Genomic DNA, 21,684 nt, shown 5'->3' with positions numbered 1-21,684 from the left:
ACGAGTGGCTTCTGCTAACCGGGGTGACGCGCTGGAGCCCAGACCGGTCGCCATCGGGTTCCCTGTTCGCCGTGATCCCGGCGCCTACCCGCAGGCGTTCCTCGACGGGCGGTGAACCTGGCTCCGGGCCGAGCCGCGCTCGATGTCCATCGCCCCGGAACACCTGACGCCCCCACCGGGAACACGTATGGCTCTCGCAGCGTCACGGTCCGATCCGAAACAGCACGCCGTCGTTATCGATCAGCGTCTTGATCAGGTCCGGGAGCTTCGGGAACTGCTGATAGGGCAACAGTTTCGACGTAAACCCATCGCCGACGCGCACAATCAGGTCGGCTGGCCACTGGCGGCCGTCGACGCAGACCCGCACGGCGTCATCTGCACCGCTACCCGTTCGTGAAACCGCGATGCTCTTGCCCCGGTAGACGAACCGCTCGATAACGACCGAGGACTCGGCCCCACGCCCACCGTCGACCGGCGCGTCGCAAAGCGGGCCGCCATCGGCCGCGGCAACACTCAACCAACCGAGATACACCATCGCAAACAGCCACTTACGGTTTTTCATGCCACCGCGCACAACAATCAGGTCACAGGATGAAAAAGCGGCCATCTTCATCCACCAGCCGCTTGACCAGGTCGCGTGGGTTCCGATACGTCTCGTACGGGAGCATATGCGAGGCATAGTGTTCTCCGACCCGCGTGAAGATATGCGGGCTCTTCTCGTGACCATCGATGGCCAGGGTTTCGCACTCGGCTGTCCGTTTCCTGAAGAGTCGACCCCGGCCACCGCGATGCAGCACCTTGACGCGCCTTCCCCGGTAACTGAACGCATCCAGCACCGTTGCCGGCTCGGAGTTTTCCGGCCCATTTCCATGGAGGTGGCCATGGGGATGGGGCGCCGGCGTTGCCTGAACGGCAGTCTGTTCTTCTACCGCGTTCGCCGTGCGGCGAAAGGTCGCGGTCGCGACGCCAAGTGCCGTAAAGATACCCGTGGTACGAATAAATTCTCTGCGCTTCATAGGGTTTCCCAAATTTGCTTCGGTTATTGGCTATCAGGCGTAGCTGTCGTAGGCGACATCGCTGGCCTCGAGATCAAGCGCTTCGTCGACCGTGACCGGCAAGAACGTGTGGCTCAGCTGATCGTAACGGTTGTGGCCCGGCGGGCCTTCACCGTTTGGGGCGTAGGTCGTCATGCCACGTACCTGCTGCCATGCGGCCCAGTATCGATCAACGTTGCAGTGATGAAGCCAGAACACCGGGTCGTTCGGCGACGTCCCGGCCAGCATGTCACCCCCAATGATGTTGTGAACGGTGTTATGTCGACTTTCGAGCATGTTGCGGAACCCGGTGGTATTGAGTTCGTTCCACGGATGCGTGTCGTATACCGCGTTTGCTCGCGCACGCACGTTGGGCACTCCGGGCATCACCGACCCAGTCCGGAAGTTGCGCAGGACGCCGTCTCTCGGGACGAACGACTGCGTCGCATCATTCCAGATGATGGATGTCCAGTGCGCGAAAGGACCGTCCACCACGCGACGACCTTGGGTCGCAGAACCGTTGTGGCCGATTCGGTCCCAGACGGCGTGCGTCTGCCAGGTGTTGCCCATGCCGAAAAACCGAGAGTAGGGAATCGCCAACGGCTCAGGCGGATTGCTTGCATCGTAATACGCGTTGTGCAGCGGTCCCCAGGGATCGAACTCGGGGCGCTGGAGATCAAGCTCCAGATCCCGTAGCGCTACGCGGTGCCACGGCAGAAATACCGGGCCCCGATGAGCGGCATTGCGCTGCGTCCCGGTCTCACCCGGAAAGAGCGTGAGCTCCATCATCGACTCCATGTGCCGCTTGGTGAACAAGTCGTACAAGGACATCCCCGTTTCCGGGTCGATAGCTGCCTTGTAGGCGTTCAGCGCGTCTACGAATCGCCGCCATTCGTCATCGGTCAGAGTGGTGATGTCTCTTCGAATCGTCGTCATGCAGTTGTCTCTCCCCGTTGCGTTCGAGAAATGGCGCCTATCCCGTGATTGACATCGGTGACCGTGCACCCGCCTTGAAAACACCAGGCGGGTGCGTTCCACGAAGTGGGGCGGTACCAATTTGATTGTTTCCAGGGCGGAACCGGTGCTTGATGTCGGGTTCCCCGTTATTCGCCATCATGCCCGCGAGTTTCCTGTAGCCATCCTTCAGCAAGCTGCGGGCCAAAATTTTTTCCCGCTGTTTTTATTATTCTTTTCCGCCTACGTCCAAGCGCATCACGCCGGACTGTAAAATTTCTCGACTGCCTATCCTGGCCTTTCGTAATACCTCCACCAGAACGATAAGACGCCCGCCCAGGGATGCCTCGTTGTCACGTCCTAGTCCGCGCACGCGGACCATGGGATGTTCCACAACCGCGCGCTGAAGTCGAGGCCAAGTCTGGCCGCGCCCGCCGTTTCAGATGATGAGTTCCGGCCCATGTACTTCGCGTCGCGGCGTACCAGCTCGCGAACCCAGGCTACCCGCCACACGTCGGTACCACGCCAGCAGCCCTGCGAAACCTCACCTGTGATTAATGTGGTTAGCGCGTGACGCCTTGGCGGCCGGACTCACAACTACGTGTTTCTACGTATTGCCGCCCGGAACGGCTTCTGTTAGGTTCCAGCCCTCTGATGGGCCATGATGCGTAATCAGAAAGAATTAACTGACCGGGCTGGGTTGCTGTGCTTGATGGGGTCTCGGTTCCCGGACCTCGTTAGCTTTTGATCTTCGGTGAATTGACCGATACACCGAACCGAACTTCATCAACGCAAGAGCAAGCGTCTCGGAAGACCTTCCAGCGGTCATTTCAAATTGGAAAGAGCGCTCGGCATCGACTCGTTACGACCTTATGCCTACGAGGGGGGAGAGTGATGAAAGAAGCAGCTTTGGCGTTCCGATCGCCGAGAAATCCATTCCATCTGCACGTCAGCCCGTTCGGCAATAGCAAAACTGAGCGTATCGGCGCTGCCAAGAACGGTAATCGTCGTGACCCGCATGCCTACCCGGTTGGATCCCACCAAACCGCCACGCGGGCCCATTACAGTAGTTCGTCAGTCGGAGAATTTTACAATTCCTCCTCTCCGGATCTGTGATAAGCGTTTTTAGCTCTAAAAACCAATAGCTTGGGATATTGGCACCACTGTTGCTAGCGTTGAACTAGCACGGCGTTGAACCAAAGCGTTAACAGGTAGCGCGAAGGAATTACGGTACACGCTGGACAGGCGATAACCTTCCTCTCGCTGTGCGCTTCGCCCGTCCTGCTTTCGGATGAAGACCAAATGTCTCATTTGATCAAGGGGGGGCCACGAACGAGTCTGGCAAACGGAAATGCCACGTCGACCCGGGAGGAATACGTTGAGAGTGCCCGGCGTAATGCAGGCGGGACGCTAAGGTACGACCGAAATACATCAGGACGTGCCGAGGGAAGGGGTATGTTCGTTGTCGAATGTGACTTTATATCCAATATCGCTATACACAGGTTCGCGCCAATATGATCACGATCTTCATCTCGTCGGAACACACCTACACGTGGGGAACCTATCTCGCAACACATGGTGATTCCATCGCGTCCCGAGTCAAATTTATACCCTATGGCGAAAAGGTCGACGTAAGGTCCATCCCGGCCGGCACGGTAATTTTCACTGATCTCGAGCGCTTGGTGCTTGGTCACAAACGTGCGGCGATCAAGGTTCATCGGGAGATCTCGCGCCAAAGGCCCGATATCACGCTAATTAACTCTCCTCAAAGTTCGCTGCTGCGATATGACCTACTGTCCGTACTTAAAGAAGCCGATGTGAATCGGTTCCGGGTCTATCGCGCTGATCAGGACTGGAGTGGCGCTCGCTTTCCGGTCTTTGTTCGCATTGCCGACGACCATGGTGCACCGCGCACGAAATTGCTCTATAACCCGGCTGACGTCGAATCCGAGATTCGTGCCTTGACGGGTTTTAGATGGGAAGGCCTGTTCTCGCGAAAGAGAAAAGCTAACAGTGACTCGGCCGCCTCCCCGGAAAAAAGGTCATCCGCTCGGCTGGACATTTCACTACCGAAAGACAACTCCCTGATGGGCCGACTGTGTCGGATTAGACGCCGTCTGCAGCGGCCGAAAGACATCGTGGTATGCGAATTCATCGATACATCGGACGCCAACGGACTGTATCACAAATATGGCGCATTCGTCGTTAATGGTCGCATCGTGCCCGCGCATTTGTGGTTTTCGGAAAACTGGGTGGTCAAGTTTGGCTCTTCGCGTCAGGAACCGGAGTACTGCCAACGAGAGCTGGACTATATCCGGGACAATCCGCATGCCAAACAATTGCAAAGAGTATGCGAGTTAGCAAACATTCAATACGGCCGAATTGACTACAGCGTCGACCGCATGAACCGTATCGCCGTATGGGAGATCAACACCAACCCGGTCGTTGTGCCTTACATCAGCAACCCGGAGATCGCCGACAAGCGCGAGCCGAGCCACGAACTGTTCGCCATTGCGTTCAATGAAGCCCTGCGTAACCTTCCATGGAAACCCAGAGAGGGCGTTGACGCAGCGCGGCTTGATCAGCCTGTTCACCAGCCCTTGTTATCGGCGTGACGCTGGGTGGTGTGAAGGAGCCGCACCTGTGGGTTGGTCATGCGAGGGGCCCCACGCATTTGAGTCCCTCGCCTTCCCCGCGGCGACCCGCCACAGGCATGCCACCGAGGCAGAAGAAGTTAGCCACGGGCGTTTCCCCGGTTTCGGCAATCTAGCGGCATAGACCGAGATTAGCCCACTCTGCTGGCCTCTGAACGCGGCATCAGACCGCATCAACCCTTTCAGGCCGCAGGGTCGTTTGCTCGCCATCCAGGGCCGCAATATTTGCGTGCTAGCGAAAGTGTGAAGGAGTTCGCTGCGGACAATGACTGAGGCGTCTACGCTTGGCTTTTTTTGATTGATCGCACCACTTTCATGACTCGTCACCAAAACGACCTGCTCGTCTTCATACGCCTTGCCGGAACCAAGTCCGGCGTCTGCTCCAACAATATCCCTTCAACGGTCATCGAATCCGCAGCACGCAAGGGCGGTCGCATTTGGTTCTTGGGCAATCGCGTTTTCGTCAGTAACTCCGCAACACTGACACAGCAAATCAGACGCAGCGGATCGCTGACCGCATTGGACCAAACGTTCTAGCCGGGGCGTGAGCTACCATTTCTGCGGGCGGCTGCAATATAGCGGCGTTCACTGTGCAGCGGGCCGATCCGTGAAAACGTACGATACTCGGAGAGCCGGGCTCCGGCGATCCCGACAGATGCAAAGACCGGTTTGGCGGTGGCACAGATACGATGGGCATCCAGGGAGTGGCAGTCCGACAGACCGCCTACAATGGGCTAGCGAAGCGCGCATGTCGGTCGATGAATACTGGCGCGTTAAGCACTGGAGGCTTAGAACGGCCGCCTGACATGGCCCCATACCGACGTGGCGCCGACGAAGCGGCGCCAACTGACCTACACAACGCAGGCATGATGCTCGCCTCAAGCCGGTCTTCCTGCCAGCCTCTAATCTAGCCGACTGCGATCCGACAGTGGCTGGATTTCTGGTACTGTCGAACCTGTCTACCATAAAGCCAGTGCCTGGCAAGGTCCTAAAGGGCCCGCCATCGCGGCTGCACTGTCGGTCATCACTACTTGCAGGTTTCAAGCGCCTATTTGACCCGCGCTTTATTGCCGAGGCAGCGCCTCAGTTGTTCCCGAGTTTGCTCTGCCACTGCCCATGGCTTACCCTCATGCGATGCCCAGGAAAAAAAACCCCAGCGCTGTGGGCCTGCCGAGCGGGCCAAAACCACCCCCCAGGGGTTGACCTTTTATGCCCAAAGCTTTTTGGAGGCGGCCTCAATGTGCCGAGGCCCTGATGAGGATTGGGGACCGATGGGTCCTGTTTCCGAGAGGGTGGTCATTCCTGCTCTGTATCTTCTGGGACACTCCATAGAGCTGTCGCTAAAGGCTTTCCTGCTGCACCGTGGCCTTGCACTGGAGGATCTACCGCTAATCGGCCACGACCTGGAGAAAGCTCTCGGAGAAGCGACGGCTCGGGGCCTCTCGTCGCACCTGGAGCTGTCCGGCGATCAGAGAGAGGCCCTGCGCTGCCTAAACGAACTCTATAAGAGCAAAGAGCTGGAGTATATCAAGACAGGAGAAAAGGTCTTCCCGGGCCTCATTTTGATCGCGGCGTTAGCCGAATGCTTGGTGCAGGCGGTTTGCCGGCTGGTTGGCCAGCCGCGCTGGGATCTTCGCTGATAGAGAGCCCCGAGTCGGGGCTGCCCCCGAAGGGCGATTGGCGATTGGCATAGATAGATTAATGGCGCGAGCCCGCGGACCGCCACAAGACTCCCGGCGCTCAGCCCGATTTCTTTTCCCCATCGTGCGTGTCGAGCTGGCGGGCGGGCGGCTAGTCTGTCGGTGAAACGAGTTACCCAAACAAGCGTGGGCGCGTCAGGTGTCTGGGTCTCCCGGTCCAGCGTAGCAAGTTCATGCCACCGGACACAAAAAAGGGCAGTTATCCACAACTGCCCGCGATTGCCAGCAACAAGTAAGTTGCTGTTTTGATTGGCTGGGGGACTAGGATTCGAACCTAGGTTAACGGAGTCAGAGTCCGTTGTCCTACCACTAGACGATCCCCCAAGTATCGGGTGAAGCGGGCCGGACGCAACGCACTCACTACGGGTAAAGCGCTGCGACGCGACCGTTGAAGCTTATCGCTTCGAGTACTGAGGACGCCGGCGGGCCTTGTGCAGGCCGACCTTCTTACGCTCGACCTCACGGGCATCGCGCGTGACGTAACCGGCGCGGCGCAGGTCGGAGCGCAGGGCTTCGTCGTATTCGATCAGCGCACGGGTCAGACCATGACGAATGGCGCCGGCCTGCCCGGACGGACCGCCACCGCAAACTTTCACGTTCACGTCGACCTTGTCAGCCAGATCGACCAGTTCGAGTGGCTGCAACACGACCATCTGGTCGGTCTTCCGACCGAAATAGTCGGCGAGAACCTTGTTGTTGATCGTGATTTGTCCCTTGCCCGGCTTCGCGTAAACGCGCGCGACGGCGCTCTTGCGGCGCCCGGTACCGTAGTAGCTGATCTGTGCCATGTGTGCTGTGAACTCGACGACTAGATTTCCAGCGCGAGCGGTTGCTGCGCCTGGTGATTATGGGTGGGGCCTGCATAAACCTTGAGCTTGCGGAACATCGCGCGGCCCAGTGGGTTCTTTGGCAACATACCCTGAACGGCAGTCTCGATGATGCGCTCCGGCTTGCGCTGACGCAGTTTGCCCAGCGTTATCGACTTCATGTTCCCGATGTATCCGGTGTGCTTGTAATACACCTTGTCCTGCTCCTTGGTGCCCGTGACACGCACCTTTTCGGCGTTGACCACGATGATGTAGTCGCCGGTATCGACGTGCGGGGTGTAAACAGGTTTGTGCTTGCCGCGCAGTCGGCGGGCGATCTCTGTGCTCAACCGGCCGAGAGTCTTGCCGTCGGCATCAATGACGAACCAGTCCCGCTTGACTTCGGCTGGCTTGGCGCTAAAGGTCTTCATTTCTTGTGTTCCAGTCTGAAGGCCGGATTAAAAGTCGGCCATTATAACGTCTTGAGCGGCTCGAGGCAAGCCTATGGCCCGCTTCACTTTTGGGGGCATGCCAGGCAGGACGCCAAGGATCACGCCGACGCAGCCTTCGGCTCTGCGTAATCAGCCTGCCAGAATTTCTCGAGCTGATAGAACTCGCGTACTCGCGGTTGCATGACGTGCACGATGACATCTACCAGGTCGACGAGCACCCATTCCCCGGTGATTTCACCTTCGACGCCGAGCGGAGGCACGCCGGCGTGTTTGGCATCTTCAACGACGCGCGAGGCGAGTGACTTCACGTGGCGGTCCGAGGTTCCGCTGGCGATGACCATGTAGTCGGCGATGCTGGTCTTGCCCCGCACGTCGATGACGCGCACATCAATGGCTTTGCCCTCATCGAGTGCCTTGATGGCGATTGCGAGTAGTTGTTCTGTTTGCATATTTTGAAGAGGGTTAAGGCAAGCCTCAACGAGCGTTGTGTTACTGGCCACGAGACGCAAGGACGTACTCTGGGCGTCATGCCTGAGCGGATAGCTTAGAAGATGCGGCGTCCGCTGCAAGCCTTGCCGCGCACTCTGAGATGTGTGCGGCAAGCTTGTTCACTTGTAGCTTTCCAAGACTTTGATGTAGTTGGCGCGTTCGAAAGCGGCGGGGTTCTTGACCTTCCGATGGCTCATGATGCCACGGATCTGATCCACTGATTCGAACTCCCGGTCGTGCAGCCACTCGCTCAGGCCGGAAACGAGTGTCCTGACGTAACCGGGACCATTCCGGAGGAGCGCAGAGGCCGTCATGACCGCATCAGCTCCGGCCAGAAGATACTTGATGACCTCGGCCGAGGTTTCCACGCCGCGCGTCGCGGCCAACGAAGCCTTGACGTGACCGTGCAACAGCGCGATCCACAGCAGCGGCAGGCGAATCTCTCCCGCTTGACTCAGTTTCAGCGTCGGCGCCACTTCGAGCCGGTCGATGTCGAGGTCGGGCTGGTAGAAGCGATTGAATAACACCAGCGCGTCCGCCCCGGCTTCGTCCAGCCGATTGGTCATGTGGCCGATCGCGCTGAAAAACGGACTCAGTTTCAGCGCGACCGGAATCTTCACCGCCGCCTTCACTGTCTGCAAAATGTCGAGATAGCGTTGCTCGACCTCCTGGCCGGAGGTCGTGAGGTTGGCTTCGATGCCGTAGATGTTCAACTCCAGGCCCTGGGCACCGGCCTGCTCGATTTGCCGGGCGTAATCCGTCCAGCCCTCGGCGGTGACACAGTTGAGGCTGGCGATCACCGGGATGCCGACGGCCTGCGTCGCGCGCCGGATCAGGTCCAAGTAGGCATCGGGCCCGGCCGGCTGGTCGTCGATCTCCGGAAAATAGCTCAGCGACTCCGCGAAGCTTAGGGTGCCGTGCTCCATGAAATGCTCGAAGGCTGCGCTTTCGTTACGGATCTGCTCCTCGAACAGCGAGAACATCACGACCGCCGCGGCGCCGGCATCCTCGAGTTGCCGAATGCCATCGAGCGATTCGGACAAGGGCGAAGCCGAGGCAATGACCGGATGTTGCAGTTCGAGCCCCATGTAGCGAGTTTTAAGGTTCATGCGCGTCGTCCTCAGCGGCTCTTCACACTGGCGTCGGGAGAGAACTGCCTGCTATCGCGGCTCGCCATCTCCTCGTAGATTTGCCACTTCTGGTCGACGGCGGTCTGCGCCATCGCCATCAGTCGGTCGGACTCCAGCGGGTTGGTCCGACTCAGCATCTTGTATCGCAGCTCATTGAGCGCGTAGTGCTTGAACTTGACCCGCGGCCGCGGAGAGTCCAGCACGAACGGATTGCGATCAGAGTCGCGCAGCGCCGGGTTGTAGCGGATCAGCGGCCAGTAGCCGCTCGCAACGGCCAGGTCCTGCTGCCGCATCCCGTGCTGCATGTTGATGCCGTGGGCGATACAGTGGCTGTAGGCCAGGATCAGCGAGGGACCGGGATACGCTTCCGCTTCGCGCAAAGCGAGCAAGGTCTGCTGGGGATTGCCGCCCATCGCGACCCGTGCGACATAGACGCTGCCGTAAGCGATCGCCTGCAGCGCCAGGTCCTTCTTGGCGACCGGCTTCCCTGCCGCGGCAAATTTCGCGACTGCCCCCAACGGCGTCGCCTTCGACATTTGTCCGCCGGTATTCGAGTAGACCTCCGTGTCCAGCACCAGCACATTGATATCGCGGCCACTGGCCAGAACGTGATCCAGACCTCCCGAGCCGATGTCGTAAGCCCAGCCATCGCCGCCTACCATCCAAATGCTTCGACGGACGAAATGATTCACCACGGACAATAGATCCCGCGCCATCTCATCATCAAGGACCAGCAACTGCGCTTTCAGCTTTGCGACGCGCTCGCGCTGCGCTCGGATCTGCGACTCGGTCAACTGCGGCGCACTGACGATCTCATCGACCAGCTGCGCATCGACCTTGCCCTTGAGCCCGTTCGCGAGTTGACGCGCGAGGCTCAAGTGTTGGTCCGCCGTCAGCCGGAAACCGAAGCCAAACTCTGCATTATCCTCGAACAACGAATTGGACCAGGCCGGTCCCCTGCCCTCGCCGTTGACCGACCATGGCGTCGTGGGCAGGTTCCCACCGTAAATCGAAGAACAGCCGGTCGCGTTCGCGACGATCAACCGATCACCGAATAATTGCGACAGCAGCTTCACGTAGGGCGTTTCGCCGCAACCCGCGCAGGCGCCGGAGAACTCGAACAAGGGCTCCAGAAACTGCGCGCCGCGCACCGACGAGAAATCGACTCGGGCTCTGTCGTTCACCGGGAGCTTTTCGAAAAATGCAATGTGACTCCGCGCTTGGTCGAGATCCGGCTTCTCCGCCATATTGATGGCCTTGACGCCGCTCTCCTTGAAGCTCTGAGCAGGACAGACCTCGACGCACAGGCTGCAGCCAGTGCAATCCTCGGCATAAATCTGCAGCGTGTAGCGCGTGCCCGGAAAGCCCCTCGCACTGATCGGCGCCGACTGGAAACCCTCGGGCGCGGCCTTCAGCCGCGACTCGTGGTAGAACTTGGCGCGGATCACACTATGCGGGCAGACGAAGCTGCAATTCCCGCACTGGATGCACAGATCGGGCTCCCAGTGCGGCACCGACAGCGCGATGTTCCGCTTCTCCCACTGGGTGGTACCAGACGGATAGGTGCCATCCACCGGCATCGCACTCACAGGCAACTCGTCGCCGAGACCGGCCATCATGATCGCCGTGACGCGCTGCACGAACTCGGGGGCGCCTGGCGGTACCGCCGGCGGGCGTTCCTGGCTGCTGGTCACCGCGGCAGGGACGCTCACCTCGAACAGATTCTCCAGCGTCTGGTCGACGGCACGGAAGTTTTTCTGCACGACCTCGTCGCCCTTCTTGCCGTAGGTCTTCCTGATCGCGTCCTTAATCTTGCCGATGGCCTCTTCGCGAGGTAGCACCCCTGACAAAGCGAAAAAACAGGTCTGCATGATGGTGTTGGTCCGCGTACCCATGCCCGTCGCCTGCGCGACGGCCGAGGCATCGATCACGTAGAACCTCAGCTTCTTGGCGATCAACTGACGCTGGACGTCGCACGGCAAATGGTCCCAGACCTCGCTCGGACCGAACGGGCTGTTCAGCAGGAAGGTTCCGCCGGGCTTGGCCTTCGCCAGCACGTCGACTTTCTCGATGAAGTTGAACTGGTGGCAACCGATAAAATTGGCTGACTCGATCAGGTACGGAGCCTGGATGGGCTCGGGTCCGAAGCGCACGTGCGAGACAGTCTGCGAGCCGGACTTCTTCGAGTCGTAGACGAAATACCCTTGAGCATACAAATCTGTGGACTCGCCGATAATCTTGATGCTGTTCTTGTTGGCACCGACCGTGCCATCCGCGCCCAACCCGAAAAAGAGGGCACGGACCGCGCTGTCCGACTCGATGTCGAACGCCGAGTCGTAAACGAGGCTGGTATGGGAGACATCGTCGTTGATGCCGACCGTGAAGCGGTTCTTCGGCTGCGCTTTAGCCAGCTCGTCGAACACCGCCTTCACCATGGCCGGATTGAATTCCTTCGAGGACAGACCATAGCGGCCACCGATCGTGCGTGGGAGCCCCGGCAGCGCCAGCGCGCCCCTCGTGTAGGCCTCGCTGAGCACCGCGACGACGTCCGCATAGAGTGGTTCGCCAGTGCTGCCCGGCGCCTTGAGCCGGTCGAGGACCGCGACCGCGCGGGTCGTGGATGGCAGGGCCGCAAGGAAGTGCTCGGCCGAGAATGGCAGGCAGAAACGGACATGAATCACGCCCACCCTCTCGCCGCGCGCATTCAGATAGGCCACCGTCTCACGAACCGTGTAGGCACCGCTGCCCATCACGACGACGACGCGTTCGGCTTCCGGGTGACCGTAGTAATCAAACAGACGGTAGTGCCGACCCACGCACTCACCGAAACGATCCATGGTCTGCTGGACGATGGCGGGCAACTCCGCATAGAACGGATTTGCGCTCTCGCGCCCCTGAAAATAGACATCCGGGTTTTGCGCCGTACCGCGGATGAACGGGGCATCCGGATTCAGCGCGCGGGCACGGTGGGCGCGCACCAACCGCTCGTCGATCATTGCCCGCAACTGGACATCCGAGATCAGATCGATCTTGCTAACCTCGTGCGAGGTCCGGAACCCATCGAAAAAGTGCACGAACGGTACACGGGACGCCAGGCTCGCCGCCTGCGCGATCAAGGCGAAATCATGGGCCTCCTGTACCGATGCGGACGACAGCTGCGCGAAGCCGGTGTGCCGCACGGCTGCCACGTCGGAGTGATCCCCGAATATCGACAAGCCCTGGGCCGCCAGCGACCGCGCCGCGACATGAAAGACCGTCGGCGTCAATTCGCCGGCAATCTTGTACATGTTCGGGATCATCAGTAGCAGGCCCTGAGAAGCCGTGAAGGTCGTCGTCAACGCGCCGGTCTGCAAAGCTCCATGCACTGCCCCAGCCGCACCGCCTTCGCTCTGCATCTCGGCCACGAGCGGTATTTCGCCCCAGATGTTGCGCTTGCCTTCGGCCGACCACTGATCCGCCAGTTCGGCCATGGTCGAGGATGGCGTGATGGGATAAATCGCGCACACCTCGTTGACGCGGTACGCCACATAGGCCACGGCCTCGTTGCCCTCCAGCGTCATCACTTTACGGTCGCTCATTGCCTCACTCCCCCTCCGCGACCATCTCGATCGCATGACACGGGCATTGTTCGAAACACACCGCGCATCCGGTGCAACGGTCGTAGTCGTAACGGTAGCGCTTACCGGGTCCGAGCTTGACGATGGCCTGCTCGGGACAGGCCCCGTAGCAGCCGTCGCACTCGAAGCAGTTGCCGCAGGAGAAGCATCGCCGGGCTTCGAACACGGCCTCGTTTTCGCTGAGGCCCGACAGCACTTCCGAAAAACCGTAGGCCCGGACGCTCGGATCAAGTTCTGCCTGTTGCCGCTGATCGGCCTCCGTGAAATACCAAAGATGCAGCTTCTCGAAGGTCGCCAGTTCCTGGGACGGCGGCTTGGCATACGCGCTATCACGGAGATAGGCATCGATATGCCGGGCAGCCTTCTTGCCATGCCCCACGGCAACCGTCACGGTCCGCTCGCTTGGCACCATATCGCCGCCGGCGAAAATCCCGGCATGGCCGGTCATCATCCTCGCGTCCACGATCACGGTGCCGTCCTTCTTGAACTCGATATCGGGGACCTGACGCAGAAACCCGCTATCCGTGTCCTGACCGAGCGCCAGGATCAGCGCATCAGCCTCCAGCGTTTCGAAACGGCCGGTGGGTTCCGGATAGCCCTCCGCATTGATCGCCATGATTTCGACCGTGATCCGCGTTTCCTCGATCTCTTTGATGGTCCGCAGCCAGTTGATCTTGACGCCTTCTTCGATGGCCTCGTCGGCCTCGAAGGGATGCGCCGGCATATGGTCGCGGTCGCGACGATAGATGATCAGCGCTTCCTCGGCACCCAGGCGTTTCGCGGTCCGCGCTGCGTCCATCGCGGTGTTGCCGCCGCCATAGACAGCCACGCGCCGTCCGAGCAAGGGCGCCTCACCGGTCGCCGCCTGCCGCAGGAAGCTCACGGCATCGAGGATCTTCCCGGCATCTCGAGCGGGAATGTCGACGCGCTTGCTGAGATGGGCGCCGACCGCAACGAACGCGGCATCGAACCCGCCCTGCAATTGCTCCTGCAGCAGATTTTCCACCTTGTGGTTCAAGGTGATCCGGACCCCCATCTGCTCGATGCGCCGGATTTCACCCATCAGTTCGCTACGCGGCAAGCGATACGCCGGGATACCAAAATGCATCATACCCCCGGCCACCGGCCCGGCCTCGCGGATCTCCACGCTGTGCCCCATCCGTGCCAGGTGGTAGGCGGCCGAAAGTCCGCTGGGGCCGGCGCCGACGATCAGAACGCGCTTGCCACTGGGCGGCTGGTCAGGCGTTATGGTCCAGCCCTCGCGCAGCGCGAGATCGCCGAGAAACCGCTCGACCGCATGGATGCTGACCGAATCGTCGATGACACCGCGGTTGCAACTCGTCTCGCAAGGGTGATAGCAGACGCGGCCGTGGATGGCCGGCATCGGGTTGTCGCGCATCAGCGCCTGCCACGCCCGCTCGTAGCGCCCCGCCTGAACATGCGACAGCCACAACTGGATGTTCTCGCCCGCCGGGCATGCGTGATTGCATGGCGGCAACAGATCGAGATAAACGGGACGTTGCGAACGCAGCGGACCGGTGCCGCGCCCATGCTGCAGCAAATCAGCCGGGCGGGTCATGTCGCGAGCTTTGGGGCTACTCATAAGTGGGACCCTTCGAGTTGGGGAAATGGGCAAAGACCTGTGGCTTCGTCCTGGCCGAGACCGACGATGCGCTTGCCGTGACCCGGAATCGCAGCGGACCGCGACCGTGCCCCAACACACCACCGGCGAAGCGGTCCGACGACGGATGGCGTCGCGGCAAACGTAGCGCGGGCCCCGTATGCTGAACCGGCCGGAGGCTGCATTTCCGTGGTGCTGCGTCGCATGGGGCCCTAGCAGACTCAGCAGGGCGGTCGCTCGCCGATGGGAATCATGTAATCGGCAACCGGTTGTCCGCCCACTAGGTGTTCCTGAATGATTCGCTCCAGCACTGTCGGCGTACAGGAGTGATACCAGACGCCCTCCGGATAGACCACGGCGATCGGGCCTTTCAGGCAGATCCGCAAGCAGTTGGCCTTGGTGCGCTGAATCCCACCGCGTCCGCTGAGTTTCAATTCGTCGAGCCGCCGCTTGAGGTACTCCCAGGATTCCAGCCCGGAGGCCTTGTCGCAGCACTTAGGCTTGGTCTGATCGGAACAGAGGAAAAGGTGTCGTTGGGTCTGGCCGATCGCGAGCGCTGCAGCGATCTTGCCGAGGTCCGCGGAGTCGTCTTCGGGGGCTGGGGTCATGACGTTGGTCTGAAGCGCATGCGCCCGCTCGGAGCGCCACAAGGCCTCCGATTCTACCACCACCGGGCAGGGCATTGCCTGGGTCGTCGGCTCAGCCACCGCTGCACTGGGTCGGATCCGTTGCAGATCGTTCCTGACCCGGCAGCATCTTGCGGCAGATAGAGATCGTAACGCCGACATGGATCCACGCAGACTTGATCGCCGCCGGGCTTCCTCAGTTCGCCGAATAAGCGCCGCGCTACGTCGATGCGATGCGGCGTGGCGGGGATTAGGCACTTCGACTGCCCATCGATGCCGTTCCCGGCGTACACTATCGCCCGGCCAACAGCGCCACCCGACGCCGCATCGCCCGTACCCCGGGAAATCGCGTAGCTTCGCTGCCCCCTTGCAAAAATGACGAAGCGGCAGCCCGCGCCGGATCACTGCCTCCGACATGACCCCCGCTCCCCGATGAAAAGCGACAAGGACAAACCTCAGCGGCTGATTACCACCATCGTGGGCGCCATCGGCGTGGTTTATGGCGACATCGGAACCAGCCCGCTGTACACGATGAAGCTGATGTTCAGCGGTCCGCTCGCTACCGACCCCAGCCCCAGCAATGTCATGGGTGCGCTGTCCCTGATCTTCTGGGCGCTGACCATGGTGATCTCCATCAAGTACGTGCTGTTCATCATGCGCGCCGATAACCGCGGCGAGGGCGGCATCATGGCGTTGATGGCCTTGGCTCTGCACCGGCGGCATCGGCGGAGTCACCGAGCCTGGATCATGGGCATCGGCCTTTTCGGCACAGCCCTATTCTACGGCGACGGCCTGATCACGCCGGCTATCTCCGTGCTCAGTGCAGTTGAAGGCCTGGAGATCGGCACACCGCAACTGCATCCCTTCATCCAGCCCATCGCCGTGGGTGTGCTGCTGGCCTTGTTCTCGATCCAGCGATACGGCACAAGCCGCGTCGGCATCCTGTTCGGCCCGATCATGGTCCTGTGGTTTCTGGCCGTGGGTTATCTGGGATTTTGCAGCCTGATCCAGAACCCGGAGGTGCTTGAGGCGCTGAATCCACTGTACGCCGTGCAATTCTTTCAGAACCAGGGCTGGCAGGGCTTTTTCATCCTGGGCGCCGTGGTCCTGGCCCTGACCGGCGGCGAAGCCCTGTATGCCGACATGGGCCATTTCGGTCTGGCCTCAATTCGCTGGTCCTGGTACCTGTTCGTCCTCCCGGCACTGTTGATCAACTACCTGGGCCAAGGCGCACTGCTGCTGCGCAATCCGGAGGCGATGCAGAATCCCTTTTACCTGCTGGTACCCGAGGGAGCTTTGTACCCGATGGTCGCACTCGCGACCCTGGCAACGATCATCGCATCCCAGGCGGTGATTTCCGGGGCCTTCTCGATAACGCGGCAAGCGATCCAGTTGGACTACCTGCCGCGGCAACGGATGATTCACACCTCGGAATCCGAGATCGGTCAAATTTTCGTGCCGGCCGTCAATCGGGTTCTGATGTTCGGCGTCATTGGACTCGTGCTGTTCTTTGGTTCCTCTGCCGAACTGGCAGCAGCCTACGGGATCGCCGTCACCGGGGCGATGGCGATCGACACGATGCTTGCGTTCATCGTGGCGATCGATAGCTGGAAATGGCCCATCCGCTGGGCCACCGCCGTGATGGGCATATTCCTCTTTATCGATCTGTCATTCTTTGCCGCAAACATCCCGAAAATTCCGGAAGGCGGCTGGTTTCCGTTGTTGTTAGGCGGCGCGTCCTTCCTGACCATGACGACCTGGAAGCGGGGACGGGAGGTCCTGCAGCATCGCCTGCAGCGCGAGTCCGTGTCCTTGGGCGCCTTTCTCGAACAGATTGCGACCTACCCACCCATACGGGTTCCGGGCACGGCAATCTTTTTGAACTCACGCCACCTTAGCCTTCCCTTCGCACTACTACAGAATTTCGAGCACAATCACATCCTGCACGAGCGGATCATTCTGCTGACGGTGATCTTCGAGGACATCCCGTTCGTTTCGGAAAAGGATCGACTGATGGTCGAGAACCTCGAACAGAATTTCTTCCGCGTCACGGCGAAATTCGGTTTCATGCAGGTACCGCACGTACCACGGGCGCTGGCCCTGTGTCCGCTGGCGGGACTCGCGATCAACCTGGACGAGGCAACGTTCTTCCTCGGTCGCGAAACCGTCATCCCGACCCGAGACCGCGAACTGAACCGCTATCAGGAGAAGCTCTTCATTTCGCTGTACCGCAATGCCGCGAGCCCATTACAATTTTTTCGGCTACCGCCCCGACGCGTCATCGAGTTGGGTAGCGTCATCGAGGTATGAAATGGCATCAGCCGCCCGGCGCCCCGCAAGTGCGACCGTCGCCTTATCGCTCGCGCTGACTCTGATCAGTTGCCAGCCAGTCGAACCGGAGCTCGCTCTGGAAGGCGAGATTCAAGGTACGACTTACCACGTCAAGGTCATTTCGAACGGCACCCCCGTGTCGCGCGAGGCCCTTCACGCGCAGATCAAAGCCGCCTTCGCGGACATCGACCGGAAGCTTTCGAACTACCGGGACGACTCCGAGATCTCGCAACTCAATGCAAGGCACACGACCGACTGGGTGGAGGTTTCTACGGAGATTGCCGAAGTGGTCGACATCGCGCGGCAGGTCTACGATCGCTCGAACGGCTGCTACGATCTTACCGTTAAGCCGCTGTTCGACCTGTGGGGCTTTTCGCGGCACGAGAACCGCGTCCCCAGCAACGAAGAAATCAGGCAGGCGCTTGCGCATGTGGGCATGTCGCGGATCGAGGTGGATCGCGAGAACCACCGGCTGCGCAAATCCGACCCCGAAATACGGATCGATCTATCGTCCATCGCCCAGGGCTACAGCGTGGCCGTGGTCGCCGGGCTGCTGGAACGACAAGGCCTGAATGCCTACATGGTCGAGATCGGCGGGGAACTGAAGGTGCGCGGTCGCAAGGCGGACGGTTCGCCCTGGCGCATCGCAATCGAAAAGCCGACACCGTTCACACGGGAAGTGCAGCGGGTCCTGGAATTCCATCAAGAACGAGGCACGGCTGTCATGACCGCCGGCACCTACCGCAACTTTTTCGAAGACCGGGGCACGGTGTATTCGCACATCCTCGATCCGCGGACCGGGAGGCCCGTGACGCACCACCTGCTATCCGTCAGTGTGCTGCACGAAGACCCGACCTGGGCGGACGCGTGGGACACGGCGCTGCTGTGCGTGGGCGAAGCAGAAGCCGCTCGCATCGCCGAGGCGGAAAAGCTCAAGGCCCTGCTGATCTACCAGGAAGGCAAGGATCTGAAGGAGCATATGAGCTCGACCTTCCTGACGACCGACGACGAGTCATCCGCCGCTGCGACACCGCGCTGAACGGCGCTCCTTATGAAATTTTCGTAGCGGCGATCTGGAGGCACTTCGGCCATCCGGTCGTTCGCGGCTACAACCAACGTAGACGGTTGGCGTTCGTCACGACGGTCACGGATGACATGGCCATCGCGGCACCGGCAATCATCGGGTTTAACAGCAGTCCGAACATCGGGTACAGCAAGCCTGCGGCCACTGGTATCGCCAGAGCGTTGTACAGGAACGCACCGAAGAAGTTCTGCTTGATGTTTTTCAGCGTGGCTTGCGACAAATGCATCGCTTCGGGCACCTTCGAAAGTGAGCCAGCCATGATGACCACGTCCGCACTCTCGATGGCGATATCCGTCCCGGTCCCGATCGCAAAGCCGACGTTGGCCTGCGCCAAGGCCGGCGCGTCGTTGATCCCGTCTCCGACCATGCCTACCGTCGCGCCCTGATCCTGCAACCCCTTGACGACCACGGCCTTGTCGGCCGGCAGGACCTGCGCTCGGATATCGTCGATACCGGCCGCTTCGGCGATTGCGCGCGCTGTGACCTCATTGTCGCCCGTCACCATCAGCACCCGCACACCCGCCGATTTCAGCCGCGCTATGGCCTGTTTCGAATCGGGTTTGATCGGATCGGCCACTGTCACCAGACCGACCAGCAATCCGTCGACAGCGAGCAGCATCGGTGTCTGTCCGAGCGCTGTGAGCTCAGCGAGACGCTGTTCGAAGCGCCCGCCATCGACCGCCCTTTCGCGCATCAGTGCGGGATTACCGAGCAGCACCACTTGCCCGTCGATCCGCCCTTCGACGCCATAGCCCGGAATGGCGGCAAACCCGTCCACGCTGGCGGGCTCGACCCCTTTGGCGACCGCCGCGGCCAGCACGGCCGCGGCCAGTGGGTGCTCCGAGCCCTTTTCCAGACCCGCCGCCCAACCCAGTACGCGCTGCTCGCTCCACTCGTCGATACCCTCGACCACCGCCACGGTCGGCTTCCCGGCGGTTACCGTGCCGGTCTTGTCCAGAACGATACAGTCGAGCTTGCCGGCCGTCTGCAGGGCATCGCCATTGCGAATCAGGATGCCCTTCTGAGCCGCCTTGCCCACGCCCACCATGACGGAGATCGGTGTCGCCAAACCGAGCGCACAGGGGCAGGCGATCACGAGCACCGTCATCGCGGCAACGAAGGCGTAACCGAAGGAGGGGTCGGGACCAACCATCCACCAGATCAGGAACGAGACCACCGCAATTGCCACGACCGCCGGCACGAAAACCGCTGCAATGCGGTCAGCCAGCCTTGCGATCTCGGGCTTGCTGGCCTGAGCCTGCCGGACACTGGCGATGATCTGCGCCAGCACGGTATCCCGACCGATGCGGGTCGTCTTGAGCAGAAAGGTACCGCTCTGATTCAAGGTCCCGGCAACGACTTCCTCGCCCGGTCCCTTCTCGACCGGCATCGGCTCCCCGGTCAACATCGATTCGTCGACCGAAGAGTGACCTTCGAGAACCACCCCGTCCACCGGAATCTTTTCGCCGGAACGAACCCGTACCGTTTCCTCCAGGCCGACATCGGCGATCGGAATATCCAATTCCCGGCCTTCACGCACGACGCGTGCGGTCCTCGGCTGCAAACCGACCAGTTCGCGAATAGCCGACGAGGTCTTGCCGCGGGCGCGCGTCTCCAACGCTTGGCCGAAATTGATGAAGGCGAGGATGATCACGGCCGCTTCGAAATACGCGTGCTTGGCTGCGGCCGGGAGGAGTGCCGCGTAGTCGATCGCGATCGTCGAATAGAACCACGCCGCGCCGGTCCCGAGCGCGATCAGCGTATCCATGTTCGCCTGCCGATGCTGAAAGGACTTCAGCGCACCGCGGAAAAAATGGCCGCCAGCGTAATACAGGATGCCCAGTGTCATCAGCGACACGAGCGTCCAGAAGCGGGTTCCGGCGGGGGTGCCCAACTCGGGCAGCCAGTTCAAATGGGCGCCGAGCATCAGCGGGATCCCCAGCGCACCGGCGACAAGGGCCTTCTTCATCAGGTCATGGTAGCGCTGCTCCTCGAGTTCCTCTTGCGCGCCCACGTCTTCGATACCTTCCATCACCGCGCCGTCATAACCGGCGTCCAATAGCGCGGCTTTCAGAACTGCAGGATCAACTGCGCCGCGGACAACCGCCGTGTGGTCGCCGAAATTGACTTCGGCAGTCTCAACGCCAACGACCGCTTTCAGCGCATCCTCAACGGACTGCACACAGCCGGCGCAGCGCATGCCGAGCACCGAGAGTCGGATGGGCGTTACATCGTCAGCGGTTGTGGCGGTCATCGGGAATCCTCCAGCAAAAACTTGTCCTGAGGCGAGCAACTGCGGCGCCCCGCCCCTCCGCGGCATGTTACCAAGCGCGGCGTCACGGAGTGACTGAGGCCCGTCGCGGGCCGCGAAGCCCAGCGATGACAGCGCAGCGCTCAGCGGTCGTTGCCTGTCAGCACGGTATCACATCTGAAAGCTCGGATCTGACGGGTGACCGGGGTAAATCGGGCCGGACGCCGGGCTTCGCGACGTGCTGCGACGCCGATGCAGAGTTCCGCAAGGCTCAGACGGCGCGTGACAACAAGGGGACAGTTCCCACTCCGACCGCGCTACCGGCGATGAACTACAAAGACACTTGCCGCCCGGAGCCCGAGCCGGCATTTGGCCTCCCTCCCGCGCCGGCGGCATCAGCCAAGCAGCCAAGCAGCCAGCGGGCAGACTTTGTGGCCACGTCGGGTTCGCGCTCGCGCGCCGCGGGTTGCTGATACCTACGCCGTCAGCGTTCTTCGTCGCCGGCGCTGGTGCCAGTAATCGCTGAGTTTCGCGACCCAGCTAAGCTTGGCCAGCCGGTCTCGCTTCGACCGCTCATACTCCGCGCCGAAAAAGGCCTTCGTCAATTCCCCTGGCGTCGGCACAAAGCCAAAATGCTTTTGCCAATGAACCTGAGCATCCGATAGCAACCGGAAGTACATATAGTCGTACGGCGTATTGCAGTCGTAACTCAGCTCATCGTCTTCGACACGCACATCGAGTTCATCGAGACGGCGAATGAAATAACGGGTCAATTCGTCGCTGCGCGCGTGCTCGTGACCCGCTTCGTCAAAAACCATAAACTTCGTCTCCAGCGTGCGCAGCGGCACGATAACCCCTGCCTCGCTGCGTTGGACCATTAGCGGACCCCTGGGTTCGTCAGGACTCGAAGATAGGGCGGGCTGGCCGCCACTGTG

16 protein-coding genes and 1 tRNA gene are annotated in these 21,684 nt (G+C 60.8%); 4 read left to right on the top strand and 13 right to left on the bottom strand.

Annotation, left to right across the window (positions count from 1 at the left end):
• Positions 1-202 precede the first annotated feature (202 nt).
• From ACW73L_RS14385 to ACW73L_RS14375, 3 genes are read right to left on the bottom strand one after another with little or no spacing between them, the layout of a single operon-like run.
• Entirely contained in the window at positions 203-562 is a 360-nt protein-coding gene (locus tag ACW73L_RS14385) for a hypothetical protein (RefSeq protein WP_498922957.1), read from the bottom strand.
• A 22-nt stretch (positions 563-584) separates the two neighbouring features.
• Positions 585-1,016, bottom strand: coding sequence for a hypothetical protein (locus ACW73L_RS14380; RefSeq protein WP_498922956.1), 432 nt, complete (start codon positions 1,014-1,016; stop codon positions 585-587).
• 33 nt (positions 1,017-1,049) lie between these two features.
• Complete coding sequence (locus ACW73L_RS14375) at positions 1,050-1,970, bottom strand: tyrosinase family protein (protein WP_498922954.1); 921 nt, start codon at positions 1,968-1,970, stop codon at positions 1,050-1,052.
• A gap of 1,532 nt (positions 1,971-3,502) precedes the next feature.
• On the opposite strand from ACW73L_RS14375, the gene ACW73L_RS14370 reads away from it, so the two are divergent.
• A complete protein-coding gene (locus ACW73L_RS14370; protein ID WP_498922952.1) occupies positions 3,503-4,603 on the top strand; it encodes a hypothetical protein in 1,101 nt (366 codons plus the stop codon).
• A gap of 1,310 nt (positions 4,604-5,913) precedes the next feature.
• Complete coding sequence (locus ACW73L_RS14365; RefSeq protein ID WP_498922951.1) at positions 5,914-6,282, top strand: hypothetical protein; 369 nt, start codon at positions 5,914-5,916, stop codon at positions 6,280-6,282.
• 310 nt (positions 6,283-6,592) lie between these two features.
• Here ACW73L_RS14365 and ACW73L_RS14360 read toward each other — a convergent pair.
• The 8 genes from ACW73L_RS14360 to ACW73L_RS14325 all read right to left on the bottom strand — a co-directional run bounded on the left by ACW73L_RS14360 (position 6,593) and on the right by ACW73L_RS14325 (position 15,164).
• Positions 6,593-6,666: transfer RNA gene (locus tag ACW73L_RS14360), tRNA-Gln, on the bottom strand.
• A gap of 71 nt (positions 6,667-6,737) precedes the next feature.
• Positions 6,738-7,130 (bottom strand): 30S ribosomal protein S9, encoded by a 393-nt coding sequence (gene rpsI, locus ACW73L_RS14355; RefSeq protein WP_129884637.1) that lies wholly within the window; start codon positions 7,128-7,130, stop codon positions 6,738-6,740.
• A gap of 20 nt (positions 7,131-7,150) precedes the next feature.
• Positions 7,151-7,579: a 50S ribosomal protein L13 gene (rplM, locus tag ACW73L_RS14350; RefSeq protein ID WP_129884636.1), complete on the bottom strand. Its 429-nt coding sequence runs from the start codon at positions 7,577-7,579 to the stop codon at positions 7,151-7,153.
• A gap of 119 nt (positions 7,580-7,698) precedes the next feature.
• Positions 7,699-8,049: a ribosome silencing factor gene (gene rsfS / locus ACW73L_RS14345; protein WP_498922949.1), complete on the bottom strand. Its 351-nt coding sequence runs from the start codon at positions 8,047-8,049 to the stop codon at positions 7,699-7,701.
• Between the two features lie 159 nt (positions 8,050-8,208).
• Positions 8,209-9,198, bottom strand: a complete 990-nt coding sequence (locus ACW73L_RS14340; RefSeq protein WP_498922947.1) for a dihydroorotate dehydrogenase-like protein — start codon at positions 9,196-9,198, stop codon at positions 8,209-8,211.
• A gap of 11 nt (positions 9,199-9,209) precedes the next feature.
• Positions 9,210-12,797, bottom strand: coding sequence for a pyruvate:ferredoxin (flavodoxin) oxidoreductase (gene nifJ / locus ACW73L_RS14335; protein ID WP_498922945.1), 3,588 nt, complete (start codon positions 12,795-12,797; stop codon positions 9,210-9,212).
• 4 nt (positions 12,798-12,801) lie between these two features.
• The gene (locus ACW73L_RS14330; protein ID WP_498922944.1) at positions 12,802-14,439 is read right to left on the bottom strand and encodes an NAD(P)-binding protein; all 1,638 of its coding nucleotides are present in this window, start codon (positions 14,437-14,439) and stop codon (positions 12,802-12,804) included.
• 239 nt (positions 14,440-14,678) lie between these two features.
• Positions 14,679-15,164, bottom strand: a complete 486-nt coding sequence (locus ACW73L_RS14325) for a (2Fe-2S) ferredoxin domain-containing protein (protein ID WP_498922942.1) — start codon at positions 15,162-15,164, stop codon at positions 14,679-14,681.
• A 351-nt stretch (positions 15,165-15,515) separates the two neighbouring features.
• Here ACW73L_RS14325 and ACW73L_RS14320 point away from each other — a divergent pair, with 351 nt between their 5' ends.
• Positions 15,516-17,393: a potassium transporter Kup gene (locus tag ACW73L_RS14320; RefSeq protein ID WP_498922940.1), complete on the top strand. Its 1,878-nt coding sequence runs from the start codon at positions 15,516-15,518 to the stop codon at positions 17,391-17,393.
• A gap of 1 nt (position 17,394) precedes the next feature.
• Positions 17,395-18,453 carry an FAD:protein FMN transferase gene (locus ACW73L_RS14315; protein ID WP_498922939.1) on the top strand — a complete coding sequence of 353 codons (1,059 nt, stop codon included), beginning with the start codon at positions 17,395-17,397 and terminating at the stop codon, positions 18,451-18,453.
• Between the two features lie 67 nt (positions 18,454-18,520).
• Here ACW73L_RS14315 and ACW73L_RS14310 read toward each other — a convergent pair whose 3' ends face one another.
• Positions 18,521-20,752 carry a heavy metal translocating P-type ATPase gene (locus ACW73L_RS14310; RefSeq protein WP_498922938.1) on the bottom strand — a complete coding sequence of 744 codons (2,232 nt, stop codon included), beginning with the start codon at positions 20,750-20,752 and terminating at the stop codon, positions 18,521-18,523.
• A 473-nt stretch (positions 20,753-21,225) separates the two neighbouring features.
• A complete protein-coding gene (locus ACW73L_RS14305; protein WP_498922937.1) occupies positions 21,226-21,627 on the bottom strand; it encodes a hypothetical protein in 402 nt (133 codons plus the stop codon).
• Positions 21,628-21,684: the final 57 nt, after the last annotated feature.

The sequence above is a fragment of the Methylolobus aquaticus genome (assembly GCF_054172105.1).
The sequence above is the reverse complement of the archived record's forward strand: the minus strand, read 5'-3'. Positions and strand labels throughout refer to the sequence as shown.

Coding starts and splice junctions, on each gene's coding strand:
- ACW73L_RS14330 (WP_498922944.1), bottom strand. CDS start 14,439: ATGAGTAGCCCCAAAGCTCGCGACATGACCCGCCCGGCTGATTTGCTG.
- ACW73L_RS14385 (WP_498922957.1), bottom strand. CDS start 562: ATGAAAAACCGTAAGTGGCTGTTTGCGATGGTGTATCTCGGTTGGTTG.
- ACW73L_RS14375 (WP_498922954.1), bottom strand. CDS start 1,970: ATGACGACGATTCGAAGAGACATCACCACTCTGACCGATGACGAATGG.
- rpsI (WP_129884637.1), bottom strand. CDS start 7,130: ATGGCACAGATCAGCTACTACGGTACCGGGCGCCGCAAGAGCGCCGTC.
- rplM (WP_129884636.1), bottom strand. CDS start 7,579: ATGAAGACCTTTAGCGCCAAGCCAGCCGAAGTCAAGCGGGACTGGTTC.
- rsfS (WP_498922949.1), bottom strand. CDS start 8,049: ATGCAAACAGAACAACTACTCGCAATCGCCATCAAGGCACTCGATGAG.
- ACW73L_RS14315 (WP_498922939.1), top strand. CDS start 17,395: ATGGCATCAGCCGCCCGGCGCCCCGCAAGTGCGACCGTCGCCTTATCG.
- nifJ (WP_498922945.1), bottom strand. CDS start 12,797: ATGAGCGACCGTAAAGTGATGACGCTGGAGGGCAACGAGGCCGTGGCC.
- ACW73L_RS14310 (WP_498922938.1), bottom strand. CDS start 20,752: ATGACCGCCACAACCGCTGACGATGTAACGCCCATCCGACTCTCGGTG.
- ACW73L_RS14370 (WP_498922952.1), top strand. CDS start 3,503: ATGATCACGATCTTCATCTCGTCGGAACACACCTACACGTGGGGAACC.
- ACW73L_RS14340 (WP_498922947.1), bottom strand. CDS start 9,198: ATGAACCTTAAAACTCGCTACATGGGGCTCGAACTGCAACATCCGGTC.
- ACW73L_RS14305 (WP_498922937.1), bottom strand. CDS start 21,627: ATGGTCCAACGCAGCGAGGCAGGGGTTATCGTGCCGCTGCGCACGCTG.
- ACW73L_RS14365 (WP_498922951.1), top strand. CDS start 5,914: ATGGGTCCTGTTTCCGAGAGGGTGGTCATTCCTGCTCTGTATCTTCTG.
- ACW73L_RS14380 (WP_498922956.1), bottom strand. CDS start 1,016: ATGAAGCGCAGAGAATTTATTCGTACCACGGGTATCTTTACGGCACTT.
- ACW73L_RS14320 (WP_498922940.1), top strand. CDS start 15,516: ATGAAAAGCGACAAGGACAAACCTCAGCGGCTGATTACCACCATCGTG.